Below are 16122 nucleotides of genomic sequence, written 5' to 3' on the forward strand. Positions count from 1 at the left end.
CCGTTTTATTGGTACAAGCCTTCTTTTTCACTTGATTATTGTAATTCTGTTCGTTCTGAGATTTCCTCTAATGCTCTGCCTGCTGCTTCATCTGACATATCATCTACAGATAAATCACCTAATGACACAATTCCGGCTAATTTTCCATTCGCTACAACTGGAAGACGGCGAATTTGGTGCTCTGCCATCGCTTCACTTGCGTCTTGTAATGTAACATCTGGAGAAACATAGTATAAATGTTCACTCATTACTTCTTGGACTTGGCGAGAGCCATCTTTATTGTCTGCATACCCTCTAATTACTAAATCTCGGTCTGTTACCATTCCCAACAACTCTTGATTATCACTACATACAGGAATAGCCCCAACATTTCTTTCTTTCATTAATGTAGCTGCTTCTGATAATGTATCAGTTGGCTTACACGCTGATACGTTATCCGCCATAATATCTCTAACTGTTTTCACTTCGAAAACCTCCTTGTATTCAGCCATCATAGTGTAGTATGGACAGCTTTGTTTAAAACTTGCACTTGAAAACATGGAAGTTTTTTCAATGAAAAAGCACTTCGTTGATGCTATGCTTAACGAAGTGCTTTGATAACCTCTAGTCCCAGCTCTTGCAAACTTTCCACATCTTTATTTTCTGCATGGCTATCTGTCACAATTCGTTCTACATGAGAGAGCGACGCTACATGAGCAAATGCTTGAGAATGGAACTTATGATGGTCAGCTAAAATATAGGATGTATCCGCAATTTCCATCATTTTTTGTTTTACACGCGCTTGTTGTTCATTGGACTCGCTAATCCCTTTATCAAAATGAAGCCCTTTGCAAGATAAAAAAGCCTTATTAACATGGTATTCATCAAGCGATCGTACTGCTAGTGGTCCTACATATGAAAGAGACCGTTGCAACAATGTACCGCCTGTAGAAATGACAGTGATTTGTTTTTTCTTACTTAATTCCAGCGCAACATTAACCGAATTAGTTAAAACCGTCACCGGCATATTCGGCAAGTTCTTGGCCACATACCATGCTGTCGTGCTAGCATCTAACAATATTTTATCGGTTTCTACTATGTGTTTGACAGCTTCTTCTGCGATTTCTTTTTTCTCTTTTACATACATTACTTCTCGTTCTTGAAAAGGAATTTCTGGTCCATCATTAGAGGAATCTATACTTACCGCTCCTCCATGACTTCTTGCTAATTTTTTCTCTTTTTCTAATTTTTCTAAGTCACGTCGAATTGTTTCATCTGTTACGGAGAAAAGAGTTGCAAGCTCAGACACTCTAATGCTCTTCTTCTCGTTCACGACCTCCACAATTCGTTGATGTCGTTCTGCAACTAGCATTCGCCTCTCCTACCTTCTCGATCTACAAAAACTGTTTACTACATGACTATAGGCAAAATTATCATAAATTTCAACTGTTTAGTCAAGGCGGAATACTTCTTGATCAATTACATACATTTTGGGATCACCTTTCTCATCCATCGCTAAAATATCGCTCATAAATGCCTGCCACTTGCGGTTCGCTGGATTTGTTTCAAGCTCCTTCATAGCCCGATGATAATCATCCACTTCCATATAAGCATATAACTTATTACCGTCCATAAAAATACTATAACTTGTTATCCCTACCTCTTTTAATGCTTGCAATAACGCTGGATGAACCGCCTGATGCCTTGCCTTATATTCTTCCTCCGAACCTTCTTTACATTCCATTGTAAAAATATATCGTGCCATCAAACCCCTCCCATCAATGTAATCGCATTCATTTTATAGCACTTTATTTATGTTTGTTTTAATTATAACAAAACCACAAACAAACATAAATAAAAAAAATCAAAATTATACTTCAGCTTGAAAATAGTTCTTTAAGAAATGGTATACGCCTTCTTCATCATTTGTATAGGTAGTCGTATCTGTGACTAACTCTTTAATTTGATCCGTCGCATTACGCATACCTACTGGGTAACCTACATATTTCATCATCGGAATATCATTATTACTATCCCCCATTGCCATCGTTTGTTCAGGGCTAATCCCATAATGATTGAGTAAAGCTTTAATTCCCGTTGCTTTATTCACACCACTAACCATAACTTCTACATTATGATGACTAGATGAAGAAGTAGTAAAATCTGTTTCTTTTTTCAGTTCCTCTAAACACTCAATCCAATTTTTCATTTCTGTTTGCTCAGAAGAAAAACAATACATTTTTGCATATTTTTGTTCTGGTAATTGCTCATACCATTTAATATCATGGTTGATTGCATCTTCTCTTTCCAACCATTCATTAATGCCTACTTGATCTGGCTTATTACCACTAATCATTTTCTCCATATATGGTTTATCCTCTAATAACGATAGACGATCACCATCATTTGGGTGTGCTTCGTAATAAATGTTATGCTCTCTAGCGGACTGAATAACTTTTTCCACAAGTGTTGTTGATAAGCTATGCTCCAACAATTTCTCCCCATCTAAATAAGTAATCATTCCATTAGCCGTTACAAATCCGTCTAATTCGATATCCGCAGGTGCCGAGTCAAATACTTCATTTAATGAACGTCCTGTTACGATAAACACGCGAACACCTTGTTGTCTTATGTACTGAATAATAGTAAGTGTATTTTCCGTTAATTGATTATGATTATTTAATAATGTACCATCCATATCTAAACATAATGCTTTCGGTAAAAATGTCATATTATCACCCTCCTAGCTGTAAGTATAGCATATCCTAAAGTAGGAAGTTGATGACAGCTCTTATCCCATTCTTTCATTGACATTTCCAACTTGTTTGATATAATTTCCCATATTAATATACGTGTTATCACTACTAGGGGTGCCTGTTCATTACAGGCTGAGAGAAAGACATATCAAGCCTTTTAACCCTAAGAACCTGATCTGGCTTATACCAGCGGAGGGAAGTAGTCAAACTATCCACATAGTATGGCTAGGTTCTAAATATAGAATCTGGTCTTTTTTGTTATTAATATGTGAATAAACGGTTAGCGAGACACTTTTTTCAGGTTAGTGACACACGTTCCACATCAATGAGGAGGGTGTTAACTTGAATCGAACGTTACGATTAACAATGATGGCTGTTTTTGTGGCAATCGGCGTATTAGGTTCACAGTTTTTATGGTTTCCAACTGGCATTGCCAAAGCATATCCGGTGCAACATGCTGTAAATGTCATTTCTGCGGTTATACTCGGACCAATTCCTGCTGTGATTATCGCCTTTGTTATCGGACTATTACGAAATTTATTAGGCATCGGAACAATCCTTGCCTTTCCTGGTGGAATGATCGGTGCTTTATTTGCTGGTTACTTATATCACTGGACAAAAAAGAAACTGTTAGCTGGTGTTGGTGAAATTATCGGAACTGGTGTAATAGGAGCTCTGCTCTGTGTACCAATTGCGAATATCATCATGGGAACCCCAGCCGGAATAATAGCGTTTTTACCCGGGTTTCTCGTCAGTAGTATCACAGGAGCGATTATTGGAATGTTAATATTATCAAAGGTTAAGCATACGTCTATTGTCAGGCAACCTGCTTCGCCCAAATAAATGGTGTTTTAAAATAAACTGAACTTCGCATGACGTTAGCATAGTAATAAAATAATGGTTTGTTCGTGAGAGGTTACGTGTTCGAAGACAGAACTTTTGTTAATGGGAACGATATGTCCTTGAGACGCTCTCTCGACGACATAGCTTCATCAAAAAAGAAAGCTGAGGTCCTATCCCAACTTTCTTTTTTTGATTTTATCGTTTATTAAATGTGTCAGGGTCTGCCCCTACGCGTTCATCTTTGTTCATTTCATTAATTAATTGCATTTCTTCTTGTGACAGTTCGAAATCAAACACGTCCGCATTATCTTGAATACGGTGTTGTTTAACTGATTTTGGAATAGTCACTACTTCTTGTTGTAAGTCCCAACGCAAGATTACTTGTACGGTTGTTTTACCGTGACGCTCAGCAATCTTCGTTAAAGTAGGATCATCAAGAAGCTGCCCTTGTTTTAATGGAGACCAAGCTTCTAATTGAATATTGTGTTGTTTACAAAATGCTTGTACATCACGTTGTTGCAAGTGTGGATGGTATTCTACTTGATTAACCATTGGTACTACTTCTGCATCTTTCATAAGATCTTCTAAATGGTGCTCTTTGAAGTTACTTACGCCAATCGCACGAACCTTACCATCTTTATATAATTGCTCCATAGCCTTCCATGATTCTTTATATTTATTTTGTTCAGGAACTGGCCAATGAATTAAATATAAATCTAAATAATCAATTCCTAATTTATTTAAGCTTGTTTCAAATGCTTTAAATGTTTCATCATAACCTTGATCAGCATTCCATAGCTTTGTAGTAATAAATAGATCTTCACGAGGAATACCTGAATCTTTAATTGCTTTTCCTACACCTTCTTCATTACCATAAACAGCTGCTGTATCAATACTTTTATAGCCGTGCTCAAGTGCCCACTTGACAGAGTTATAAACTTCTTCTCCCTCTTCAACTTTGAAAACACCTAAACCGAACCATGGCATTTTCACACCATTATGTAGCGTAGTAGTTGACTCTAAATTCTTCGCCATACCTACATTCCTCCTTTATTTATTACGTATATTAGAATGCCACAAAACAAATAAAATATAAAACATTGTGCTCAAGATCACAGTACTTCTTATTTTGTCGGTGGAACAAAAAATCCGACATATGATAGCCGGATTTTTATATCACACGAATTTTATTCTTTTCCATAATTACCAATTTGGTGCACTTTGTAATGACGATATTGTTGTTTCGGTATATCATCCATGAAAGGGGTTGGAGAGCCAATAGAAAATAGTGCTAGATGATGCATTGCTCTTGTACACGCTGTATAGAAAAGGTTCCGTTCCAATTCATCCTGAAAATTGTCGTGTGATGCGTCTGTAATGATAACCGCATCAAATTCGATCCCTTTTGCTAGATAGGCGGGAATGACGACAATTCCCTTATCAAAAGTATGTGCTTCCTGTGTCATTAACTCTATTTCCATATATGGCTTGAGCTGCTGATACATTTGTTCACATTGTTCCATCGTTTTACCGATCAGCGCAATTGTTTCATTACCATCTTGTTCATATTGTTCTATTTGATCCATTATTTTACCGATCAACATTTCTTGTTGCTCTACTTCCATCAGAATTGGTGTGTCACCATCACGTTCAAATGGTTCAATTAAGTGACCCTTCGGCATAAATGATTTCGTAAATTCCACAATTGGTGCAGTAGAACGGTAACTTCTCGTTAACTCCATTCGTTCATGTTTTTCTTGCCATTTTTCTGATAACAAGGTCTCTTCTCTTAGAGCATGCGCATAAATAGCTTGGTTTATATCACCTAGCAATGTCATTCGACTAACAGGAAACATTAATTTCATCAACGCAAACTGGAAAGGTGTATAATCTTGCGCCTCATCAATAAATAAATGCTGAATAGCTCGTTGCGCATCAAAGCCAAGCAAACTTTTTTCGAAGTAAATATAACCTGGTGCATCTTCCCATGATAAATACTTATGTTTTAAATGTTCATCTGTTAATGCACATATTTCCTCCCATTTTTCCGGTAGTGAATCTATTTCATCCGCTTGGACTTTTTCTGTTGTGAATAACTTCCTAAATGTTTTAAGTGGATCTACAAATGCTAACTGTTTTATTTTTTTACGTAAAGGTCTGAGCTTCGCTGCTACAACTCGCTTACGTAATAGCTCTTCTTCACGGTCAAAATCATCAAACGTATCCTCAGAAAAACGACTTTCATCCTGTAATGCTTTATGCACATCTACATAATCAGCTTTCTCTAGCAATTCACTCTCTTCGAGTACCCAGTCTTGCTCTCTTTCTTCTTTCTCTAACTGTTTCAACTGATGCAAAATCCAATTAGCAACTTGCTCAAGTCTGTCAGGGATTGCTAAAGTACCTTCTGTTTGATAAAAATATTCCTCTATCATTTGTTTGGTGAGAATCGTTTCACCTCTAAACGTAATATTACGGAAGACGATCCCATCACTCGCAAGTCGCTCTAAAAAGTGATCAATTAAACCTTTATATGGAAGACTTGCTTTATAATGCATTGCTTCTACTCTCGCTTCATAATTATCCGCCTGCTTTTGCAAATAGAATTCCATTTGCTCAAATGGCGTTTCTAATTGGAAACTGTCGTCTAGCTGGCGGTGTAAGAATTGATAAAAGGTCATCTGTTGCATATTATCTTCACCAAGCTCTGGCAGAACGGTCGCTACATAGCTATTGAACAATGGATTCGGTGAAAATAAAACAATCTGTTCAGACGTTAATGTCTCACGATAACGATATAACAAATAAGCTACACGTTGCAAAGCAGCTGACGTTTTACCACTTCCAGCTACACCTTGCACAATTAAAACATTTGCTTTTTCATTCCGAATAATTTGATTTTGTTCTCTTTGGATCGTTGACACAATACTCTTCATTTTCGTACTTGCTTGATTACCTAGTACTGCCTGAAGTAAATGGTCACCTATTGTCAAACCAGTGTCAAACATTCCCTTTAAATCGCCATTACGAATCACATATTGTCGTTTTAAGGTTATTTCCCCGGAAATATTTCCATCTACTGTGTCATATTGTGCCGGTCCTGGTGGATAATCGTAGTACATACTCGAAATTGGCGCTCTCCAATCATATACTAAAAAGTCTTCTTCCTCTTTATCCAATACAGAAGCTAACCCTATGTATATATTTTTTTCCTCTTCTTGTCCGTCTTCAAGAAAATCAATTCGGCCAAAATACGGTTTATCCTCTAAACGGCGTAATATATCAAGACGCTCACTTACTTGACCATGGCTTCTTTCACGTTCCGAAAGAAATTCTTGTTGCTGCTTAATACTAGCCTCCGTCTCAATCTTGTCATCCATTTCTTCAATATTAACCGTTACATCTTCCCAAAACTCGCGTCTAATATCGATAACATCTTCCCTTAAATCTTTTGCGCGTGATTGTAGGGAAATCATTTTTCTTTTAATTTCATCGACAACCTCTGTTACTCTCTCTTTTTCCTGTTGCCATTCTTTATCTTCATGTTTATCTGCCACTATATCCACCTCCGTGACATTAATTTTGTCAGTTAGTTTTATTTGTATCACTCATATACAGTTTGTGTTTCAATTAGATTAGCATAGAATCCTTTTTCTTTCATTAATATTGAATGTGTTCCTTTTTCTATTATTTTACCATCCTTTAGGACAAGTATCATATCAGCCTTCTCAATCGTATTCAAGCGATGTGCAATCACAAAGCTAGTCTTCCCTTGCATCAACTTTTCTAACGCATCTGTTATTTTTAATTCGGTGATTGTATCAATACTACTTGTTGCTTCATCTAATAGTAAGAGCGATGGATTAGATAGCATCGCTCTTGCTATCATTAATAATTGACGCTGGCCTTGACTAATACCTTGGCCATTACCTTCCAGTACTGTATCATACTTATTTGGTAATCGTTCGATAAAAGAAGCTGCATTAGCTAGTTTTGCTGCATCTTCTACCTCTTGATCGGTTGCACTCAGTTTTCCATAGCGAATATTCTCCCGTATCGTCGTATCAAATAAATAGGTATCTTGCAAAACAATACCTAGATGACTGCGAATGCTTTGATTCGTTAATTGTTTCATCGGTTGACCATCTAACAAAATTTCTCCCGCTTGTTCTTGAAAAAAACGAGTTAATAACGATAGTATCGTTGTTTTTCCTGCCCCTGTTGGTCCAACTAGAGCAATCATTTGACCCGGCTTCGCATGAAAAGATATCGATTGTAAAACATGTTCATTATCTTTATAAGAAAAAGAAACATCTTTAAATTCAATATCACCTTGAATAGTAGAGAGTGCTTGTTTGCCCTCTTCTTTCGCCTCAGTATCTTGATCGATTAATTCAAAAGCCCGTTCTGCTCCCGCTATTGCTGATAAAACCATGTTAAACTCATTTGCTAAATCATTTAACGGACGGGTAAATTGACGAGCATATGTTGTAAAAGTAACAATTATTCCGATTGTAATTGTGGTCGAATTTGTTGCTAGAACAATCCATCCTCCTATCCCAACAATAATAGCGAACGCAAAATTGTTTAAACCATTCATTAATTTAGGAATAAAACCAGAATATACTTGTGCCCAATAACCCGCTCTCCTTAATTTCTCATTGCGCTGTTGATACTCATCTATTACCCTTTTTTCCTGATGGAACAATTTCACCATTGAATGACCAGATAACGTCTCTTCCAAAAACCCTGTCATATTACCTAATTCCTTTTGTCGCTCTTTAAAATAATAATTTGTTCGCTTCGTAATCCACTTCATCCCCATATACATAATGGGTACGATTGTTACCGTCAATAATGTCAAAAGCGGACTTAACCAAATCATTACAGCTAATGTTCCTACCAGTGTAAGAATGCTCGTCGTCACTTGAATAATAGCTGAATTCAACGTACGACTAATATTTTCCACATCATTGGTTAATCTACTTATTAAATCTCCACTTTCCGTTTGTTGAAAGAAACTAGTCGGTAAATGCAACACATGTCCGAACAAGTCCCTCCTTAATGCAAAAACAGCCTTTTGCGAAATACCAATCATCCAGTAATTTTGCAATGCTATTGTTACAGATTGTAGAATGAATATCCCTAACAATAAGATGAGAAGTAGCTTGAAGGAAAAGAAAGATAATGTTCCTGTCATTACATCTACAGCTACTCCAATAAAATATGGACCAAGCAATGACAAAACAGCACTAAAAAACACCATGATTACTACTAATAAAAACATCATTTTATCTGCCTTCACATACTGCCAGATTCTTCGTAATGTCTCATGAACATTCTTTACTTTTGGCTTTTTTAAATCTGCGGAAAGGTTTCGAACCCTTTTATTCATCATCCAGCTGCACCCCTTCCCGCTCTTGAGTTTCCGATATTTTCCTATATAATGCACTTGATGCTAATAATTCTTGATGAGTTCCTTTTTCCACTATTTTCCCTCGTTCTAACAACATAATTTGATTGGCATCTTTTACAGAACTAATTTTTTGCGAAACGATAAACGTCGTACATTTACGCTTTTTAATTGCTTGCAAAACATGTGACTCTGTTGTTGTATCAAGGGCACTCGTACTATCATCCAGCAGTAATATCCTTGGGGCATCAGCTATGGCACGAGCAATGGAGAGTCGTTGCTTTTGACCACCAGAAAGGTTAACGCCTCTTTGGCCAATGCGTGTTTCGTATTTATTCGGTAAAGTCATAATAAAATCATGTAATTGTGCTTCTTTTGCTACTTTTTCTGCTTGCTTGTGATTTAAATGTTCATTGCCCCATCTAATATTCTCTAATATCGTACCTGAAAAAAGGAATCCTTCTTGCGGTACCAGTGTTACATCATGTCGTACATTGTTTCCAACCTGATCGATTTCTTTGCCATCAATATAAATAGTGCCTTTTGTTGTATGATATAAGTATGGTATTAAATGTAATAATGTCGTTTTCCCAGAACCAGTCTCACCTAGTATTCCTATTTTCTCTCCAGCCTTCACCTGCAGATCAATATTTTCTAGTACGTTGCGCTTCATATTAGGATAGTGAAAGGATACTCGCTCAAATGTTACATCTCCATTTATCTTTTCCTTTTCTCTTCGTTCATCCACTTCATCATCCACGGTTTGTGTCAGTATTTCATTAATTCGCTGAGCAGACGTACGACCTCTGGATACATTCATAATCAAAAAGGAAAAAACACCAAATGATGCTAACATCCTTGTCGCATAATTAATCACTCCAACAATCTCTCCAGCCTGTGCAGATGTTGTCTCAAGTTGGATAGAGCCAAATGCTAATAAAGCAATCATTGCGATATTCATAATGAGCATGACGATTGGCATAACCAATTCCATCACCCATAATGCTTGTTTATTTTTATCCCTTAATTCGCTATTTGCCTGCGAAAATCGTTTACTAGCAAAAGTCATTCGGTGAAATGCTTTTACTAATTTGATCGCCAATAAGTTTTCACGAATGATGCTATTAAGCTGATCAATTTTAATTTGAACCTGGTTAAATAGCTTCATTCCTTTGATCATTAACAAGAACATGACAACAAATAATAATGGAATAGTTGCTAGTAAAATAAGTGCTAACGAAACATTTAACGTAAACGACATCACGATACCAAAAATAATAAATAATGGCGCTCGTAACATAATCCGCATAAAGGCAAATAAGAGGTTCTGCACTTGCACAACATCATTCGTCATTCTCGTCAGTAATGTAGACGTAGAGAACTGTTGTACTTTCATCACTGAAAACATTTGCAGTTTATGAAACATTTCATTTCGCATATCATAACCTGTACCTTGACTTACCTCTGCAGCAAAATAAGAACTCATAATACCGGCAGCGAATGCTAAAGCTGTAATGACTAAAAGAATTGCTCCATAAACATAAACCGCTTGTAAATTTTGAACCACAATACCTTCATCTATGATTTTTGCCATGATGATCGGTTGGACCAGCTCTACCACAAGTTCTACCATCATAAGTAACAAAGCAATAATCATTGCCTTTCTATATGTATCTGCATATTTAAAAATGACTTTCATAGGATTCCTCCGCACGTCAACTTATTAAAATGAGATTTTTCTGACTTTTATACAATTAAGTAGATTATACCTAAAAAAGCAGACTTTCTCCATCTAAATAAAGCGCGTCCTATCAAGAAACAAACACACATTAAGACAAATTTCATCCTGTCTTTTTGTTAAGTTATTAATAAATTTGTAATAATTGTGTAAATTATATAGATTTAATTGGTACTTTCGATATATAATGACAGTACAAGAGTCCTTTGATAGAAGCGACATTTATTGTAAGATCCTCTTACATTTTGGTAGATTTTCATGTCCATTCTATGGAGAATATTCTTGTGCTATTTTTACTATATCAAGGGGGATTTTGAGAAATGAAGAAATGGTTATTAATGCTAGTTGCTTTACTTACTCTTCTTGTAATTTCAGCTTGTGGAACAAGTGATGATACAGAAGACAGTAACGACACTGACGATGCTGACACGGAAGAAAGCGCTAATAGTGATGATGCTAACGAAGATGCTAGTAATGACGCATCGGCTGCAGAAGGTGAAACACCAGATGAAATCGTGATGGGATTTGTTCCTTCACAAGATTCTGACACAATCGCAGACACGGTTGAACCGTTAGCAGAAAGACTTTCTGACGAATTAGGAATTCCTGTCGAAGGTAAAGTTATGACAAACTATACTGCTTTAGTTGAAGCAATGGGTACAAACGAAGTACAAGTTGGTTTCATTCCTGCATTTGCTTACGTATTAGCAAATGACAAGCATGGTGTAGACGTTATCTTAAAATCTGAGCGTTATGGCAGTGGTACATATGTAGCTCAATACCTTGTTAGAGCGGATTCTGATTATGAAGAATTAGCTGATTTAGAAGGCACTGTTTGGGCATATGGCGATCCTTCTTCTACAAGTGGTTACTTATTCCCAGCTGCACAAATCATGGATGAATTTGGTGTGGATGATCCACAAACAGAATTCTTCGCTGATGTCCTACCTACTGGTGGGCATGATAACTCAGCTCTAGCTGTTTATAACGGTGAAGCAGATGTTGCAACTACTTTCGATGATGTTCGTACAACATTGGAAGAAGAATACCCGGATATCATGGACGAACTTAAAGTTCTAGGTTACACAGATGAAATTCCTAACGATACGATTTCTGTAACAAAGGAATTAGATAGTGAATTAGTACAAAATATTAAAGATGCTTTCTTATCATTTAATGATGATGAAGACATGATCCAAATTATGAACGACGTATACAGCTGGGATGCGATCATTGAAGCGGAAGATAGCGAATACGACGTAGTTCGTAGTACGTACAATAAATTTGGAGATGACATCAGTCTAGATTAATAGATAATAAGTAAAGCTTAACAGGAGGGGGCATGCTCTCTCCTGTTTCCATATGAATGAGAGGGGCTATACCATGATTGAGTTTAAGGATGTCTCATTAGTTTATCCAAATGGGACAGAGGGTTTGAAAAACGTTAACGTAAAAATAAATGAAGGTGAGTTTGTTGTTATTGTCGGTTTATCTGGTGCAGGTAAATCAACTTTCATTCGTAGTATCAATAGACTTGTAACACCTACTAGCGGTTCATTAATTGTTGATGATGAAGATATTTTAAAAGCAAAAGGAAAAGGCTTAAGAAAACTTCGTACAAAAATCGGGATGATATTCCAAAATTACAACCTTGTTAAGCGCTCCACAGTTATTAAAAATGTTATTTCTGGTCGATTAGGATACACTGGTACATTTGCAAGTATTTTTAACTTATTTTCGAAGGAAGACAAGCTATTAGCTTACGAAAATTTGAAACGTGTAAATATCGAAGAAAAACTTTATAACCGTGCTGACGAATTAAGTGGTGGACAACAACAACGTGTTAGTATCGCTCGTGTATTAACACAAAAACCAAAATTAATTTTAGCCGATGAGCCAGTAGCAAGTCTTGACCCACCTACGTCTCATCAAGTAATGAACTACTTAAAACAGATAAATCGTGAAGATAAAATCACTACGATTGTCAATCTTCACTTCATTGATATGGCTATGGAATATGCTGATCGTATTATCGGTATGCGTGCAGGGGAAGTTGTATTTGACGGCCCTGCTAGTGAAGTAAGCGAAAAAACATTCGAGGAAATCTATGGACGTTCCATCCGTGAAGACGATCGTCGAGGAGGGGTGGAGGATGAGTAAACACCCTTCTTCCTTCACACCTAAAGGGCTATATCCTGCTAAAACGAAATGGATTACTACAATTTCATTACTAGTAGTTCTTGGCTTTTATTTACTTAGCTCGTTCAAAACGGATTCATTTATCGTGAACTTTTTTGTTAAACTACCAAATGTTTTCGGCTTAATTAGTGACTTTTTCCCACCTGATTGGAGTTATGTATCTAGTATTTGGCCGAAATTATTTGAAACGATTCACATCGCGATTATCGCAACTACTGTCGCAGTTATTATAAGTATTCCTTTCTCACTTTTAACTGCGAACAACGTAACGACCAATTCTTGGTTATATCAAGGGATGCGTTTTATTCTAAATATCATCCGTACGGTTCCAGATATCGTATTAGCGGTTGTATTCGTTGGTTTATTCGGAATCGGTGCATTTTCCGGTATTGTGGCATTAATTGTTTTTGCTGTCGGAATTTTAGTTAAGTTAATGAGTGAAGTAATTGAAACAATCGATATGAATCCCACCGAAGCGATTCGTGCATCAGGAGGTAACACGCTACAAACGATTAGTTTTGCGATTGTACCACAAGTATTACCTCAGTTTATTTCATTCAGTCTCTATGTGTTCGAGATAAATATTCGTGCATCCTTAGTACTTGGACTTGTTGGTGCCGGTGGTATTGGTCAATTGTTAAACACACAAATTAACTTTATGAATTATCCAGCTGTTAGTACGATTATCATTATCGTATTTGCAGTAGTCGTCGTAATTGATTACATTAGTAGTAAATTAAGGGAGGGACTTGTATAATGGCGAAAGAATTAACCCTTCCCGAAAAGCCGAAAAGTAAGATCAAACTGATTAAACGAATTACTATCCTTGTAGCGCTTGTCTTGATTTATACTTGGACATTTACAAGTATTAATATCCGTTGGGATGTTATTTTTAGCGAACGTACATTAGACAACTTTGATCGAATTATTCCGAAGTTCTTCCAGCCAGCGATCGATCAAACAGGTTCTATTATGGAAATGATGTTTGAAACATTATTTATTGCTTACACTGGATCGTTAGCGGCAGCGATTATTGCTGTTCCACTTGCATTCCTATGTGCTTCCAATATGGTAAAAAATAAGTTCCTTAACAATATTGGTATGTGGATTTTAGGTGGTGTCCGCGCCTTCCCTGAGATTGTTCTAGCGATCATTTTTGTGGCGGCTGTAGGACCGAATCCTTTTGCTGGGGTACTTGCGATCGCAATCGGATCGACTGGTATGCTAGGAAAACTCTACTCTGAGGTGCTTGAATCAATCGATATGAATGTAGTTGAAGCACTAGAAGCTAGTGGTGCTAACAAGCTGCAAATTCTGTTTTACGGTATTTTGCCTCAAGTATTACCAGAATTTTTATCCTATGCAATTTATCGATTCGAAATCGATGTTCGTGCTTCATCTGTTTTAGGTATAGTTGGTGCTGGTGGTATCGGTACATTAATCACCTTCGCCTATATGAACCGAAATTGGGAAGAAGTAGGTATGATTCTATTAGTTATCATTATTACGGTTACCATCATTGATCAAATCTCTGGATTTATCCGTAAACGTTTAGTATAACCATTAAAAAACACAATCGTGGTTTTCATTTGAATCACGATTGTGTTTTTTCTTATTTAGTTAAACATCTCTCTAATAGAATTAATAATTCGTTTAAAGAAGTTTTTAACTTCCTGCCAGAAGCCTTCTGTGTCTCCACCAGTTACTTCGTCTAACTTGCCTTTTAAACTCCCAACAATTGATTCAAGCTGCTCAGTTACTTTGCCAAAATCAATGTTCAAGTCACGCATTTTCTCAAAAAGATTCGTAAGCATTTCACGATCTTCTGGACTTAGTTCGATATTCAATTTATCTAATTGCTCGCGGACAATTCGCTCTACATCTTCTTTGGTTGCTGGGTTTTGCTCAGAAATTTCACGTTTAATTTCACTTAATAGCTCACTTACTTTCTCTTTATCAATTCCTGCATCTTCCGCCAAATCTGTGGCCACATCTAATTCTTCATTTGCCACTTCCATTCGATCCTGATCTAGTGATTCACCATCGACATTAAACGCTTTATAGATACCAGTCAAAGCGGAATGACCTGTTACTTTAAGTGGGGATGCCACTTCAACTAGCGCGTTCTCTACACCAGCTGTTAGTAAAGCATTAGCATACATTTCATTTGTTACTTGCGTAATATTTTCTGGTGTAACAACATTCACGACTACACCATTTCCTTCACCTTTACGTGTGATTTTAGCTGATGAATACATATTTGAACTTGGGTCTCCACCAATAAAATTAACAAGATCTTGCGCATTAACAATATATTCATCTACTTGCTCAGCATCTGTCGCATCTAAAAGTTGTCTTACTTTATCTTTATCCGCATCCGATAGTTGTTCGCCGAGAACTAATTTAGGCTTACCATATCTCTCATCAATAACATTATCATCATCATTACCATTACTAGCTGAAGCAATTGGCGCAATAACTAGTCCAATCAACATTACAACCATAAGCATCCATGTAATCTTCTTCATTGTTTATCTCCTTTTCATGATAATACTTACTTTTTTATTATGATTGATTTTCTCCTTTTGGGGAAGAACATTCTACTTTTTTCTATACTTTTTCCTTAAATATATGTGTGTAAGACTACTTTATACATCCCCTCCTATTTTCTTATCGATTAATTTCATCTTACATCATTTGTTCATATATGGAAAATAATTGCACAAAAAACTTCCAACCCTTTTTAGGGTTGAAAGTTTCTGTTTGTTATTTTTTTGCGATAACATCCATTTCTACACCGACACCTTTTGGCAACTTGCTTACCTCTACTGTTGCTCTTGCTGGATATGGTTCCTGCAAGAATTGTGCGTATGCTTCATTAATCGTAGCAAAATCGTCCATATTCGAGATATAAATCGTGAATTTCACTACATTAGCAAAACTTAAATCTGCTTCTGTTAAAATCGCTTCTAAGTTTTTCATGACTTGCTCTGTTTGCTGCGCGATTCCGCCCTCTACTACTTCCATCGTTTCTGGATTAAGGGGAATCTGTCCCGATACAAAAACAAGTTCTCCTGCATCTATTGCTTGTGAATAAGGGCCAATTGCTTGTGGTGCGTTATTAGTATGTATTGCTTTAACCATGATAATGACATCCTCTCTATTTTCTTATTTACTGAAAATTTTAACATATT

Annotated in this window: 15 protein-coding genes and 1 riboswitch; of the genes, 5 read left to right on the forward strand and 10 right to left on the reverse strand. The window is 36.6% G+C overall.

Going from position 1 to position 16122, the window contains the following annotated elements; translation table 11 throughout:
* Positions 1–35: 35 nt before the first annotated feature.
* The 4 genes from SH601_RS03975 to SH601_RS03990 all read right to left on the reverse strand — a co-directional run bounded on the left by SH601_RS03975 (position 36) and on the right by SH601_RS03990 (position 2710).
* A complete protein-coding gene (locus tag SH601_RS03975) occupies positions 36–464 on the reverse strand; it encodes a CBS domain-containing protein (protein WP_319956955.1) in 429 nt (142 codons plus the stop codon).
* A 116-nt stretch (positions 465–580) separates the two neighbouring features.
* The gene (locus tag SH601_RS03980) at positions 581–1351 is read right to left on the reverse strand and encodes a DeoR/GlpR family DNA-binding transcription regulator (protein ID WP_319956956.1); all 771 of its coding nucleotides are present in this window, start codon (positions 1349–1351) and stop codon (positions 581–583) included.
* Positions 1352–1429: 78 nt separating this feature from the next.
* Entirely contained in the window at positions 1430–1744 is a 315-nt protein-coding gene (locus SH601_RS03985) for an L-rhamnose mutarotase (protein ID WP_319956957.1), read from the reverse strand.
* 105 nt (positions 1745–1849) lie between these two features.
* Positions 1850–2710: an HAD family hydrolase gene (locus tag SH601_RS03990; protein ID WP_319956958.1), complete on the reverse strand. Its 861-nt coding sequence runs from the start codon at positions 2708–2710 to the stop codon at positions 1850–1852.
* 125 nt (positions 2711–2835) lie between these two features.
* Positions 2836–2950, forward strand: a riboswitch (TPP riboswitch).
* Positions 2951–3077: 127 nt separating this feature from the next.
* On the opposite strand from SH601_RS03990, the gene thiW reads away from it, so the two are divergent.
* Entirely contained in the window at positions 3078–3578 is a 501-nt protein-coding gene (gene thiW / locus SH601_RS03995) for an energy coupling factor transporter S component ThiW (protein ID WP_319956959.1), read from the forward strand.
* 195 nt (positions 3579–3773) lie between these two features.
* Here thiW and SH601_RS04000 read toward each other — a convergent pair whose 3' ends face one another.
* From SH601_RS04000 to SH601_RS04015, 4 genes are all read right to left on the reverse strand, one after another.
* Entirely contained in the window at positions 3774–4613 is an 840-nt protein-coding gene (locus tag SH601_RS04000) for an aldo/keto reductase (protein ID WP_319956960.1), read from the reverse strand.
* 152 nt (positions 4614–4765) lie between these two features.
* Positions 4766–7135, reverse strand: a complete 2370-nt coding sequence (gene helD / locus SH601_RS04005) for an RNA polymerase recycling motor HelD (protein WP_413775093.1) — start codon at positions 7133–7135, stop codon at positions 4766–4768.
* Between the two features lie 47 nt (positions 7136–7182).
* A complete protein-coding gene (locus tag SH601_RS04010) occupies positions 7183–8976 on the reverse strand; it encodes an ABC transporter ATP-binding protein (RefSeq protein ID WP_319956961.1) in 1794 nt (597 codons plus the stop codon).
* Positions 8966–10690 carry an ABC transporter ATP-binding protein gene (locus SH601_RS04015; RefSeq protein ID WP_319956963.1) on the reverse strand — a complete coding sequence of 575 codons (1725 nt, stop codon included), beginning with the start codon at positions 10688–10690 and terminating at the stop codon, positions 8966–8968. Before SH601_RS04015 ends, SH601_RS04010 begins: the two co-directional genes overlap by 11 nt.
* A gap of 359 nt (positions 10691–11049) precedes the next feature.
* Between SH601_RS04015 and SH601_RS04020 the strand changes: the two genes are divergently transcribed.
* From SH601_RS04020 to phnE (SH601_RS04035), 4 genes are all read left to right on the forward strand, one after another.
* A complete protein-coding gene (locus tag SH601_RS04020; protein ID WP_319956964.1) occupies positions 11050–12039 on the forward strand; it encodes a phosphate/phosphite/phosphonate ABC transporter substrate-binding protein in 990 nt (329 codons plus the stop codon).
* A 73-nt stretch (positions 12040–12112) separates the two neighbouring features.
* Positions 12113–12889, forward strand: coding sequence for a phosphonate ABC transporter ATP-binding protein (phnC, locus tag SH601_RS04025; RefSeq protein ID WP_319956965.1), 777 nt, complete (start codon positions 12113–12115; stop codon positions 12887–12889).
* The gene (gene phnE / locus SH601_RS04030) at positions 12882–13685 is read left to right on the forward strand and encodes a phosphonate ABC transporter, permease protein PhnE (protein WP_319956966.1); all 804 of its coding nucleotides are present in this window, start codon (positions 12882–12884) and stop codon (positions 13683–13685) included. Before phnC ends, phnE (SH601_RS04030) begins: the two co-directional genes overlap by 8 nt.
* On the forward strand, positions 13685–14488 hold the full coding sequence (phnE, locus tag SH601_RS04035; protein ID WP_319956967.1) for a phosphonate ABC transporter, permease protein PhnE: 804 nt from the start codon (positions 13685–13687) through the stop codon (positions 14486–14488). The genes phnE (SH601_RS04030) and phnE (SH601_RS04035) overlap by 1 nt, the downstream gene beginning before the upstream one ends.
* Positions 14489–14544: 56 nt before the next feature.
* Here phnE (SH601_RS04035) and SH601_RS04040 read toward each other — a convergent pair whose 3' ends face one another.
* The gene (locus SH601_RS04040; protein WP_319956968.1) at positions 14545–15456 is read right to left on the reverse strand and encodes a DUF1002 domain-containing protein; all 912 of its coding nucleotides are present in this window, start codon (positions 15454–15456) and stop codon (positions 14545–14547) included.
* 238 nt (positions 15457–15694) lie between these two features.
* The gene (locus tag SH601_RS04045) at positions 15695–16072 is read right to left on the reverse strand and encodes a RidA family protein (RefSeq protein WP_319956969.1); all 378 of its coding nucleotides are present in this window, start codon (positions 16070–16072) and stop codon (positions 15695–15697) included.
* Positions 16073–16122 lie beyond the last annotated feature (50 nt).

Source organism: Gracilibacillus pellucidus, assembly GCF_033949965.1.
In the GTDB taxonomy this organism is placed as follows: domain Bacteria; phylum Bacillota; class Bacilli; order Bacillales; family Amphibacillaceae; genus Gracilibacillus; species Gracilibacillus pellucidus.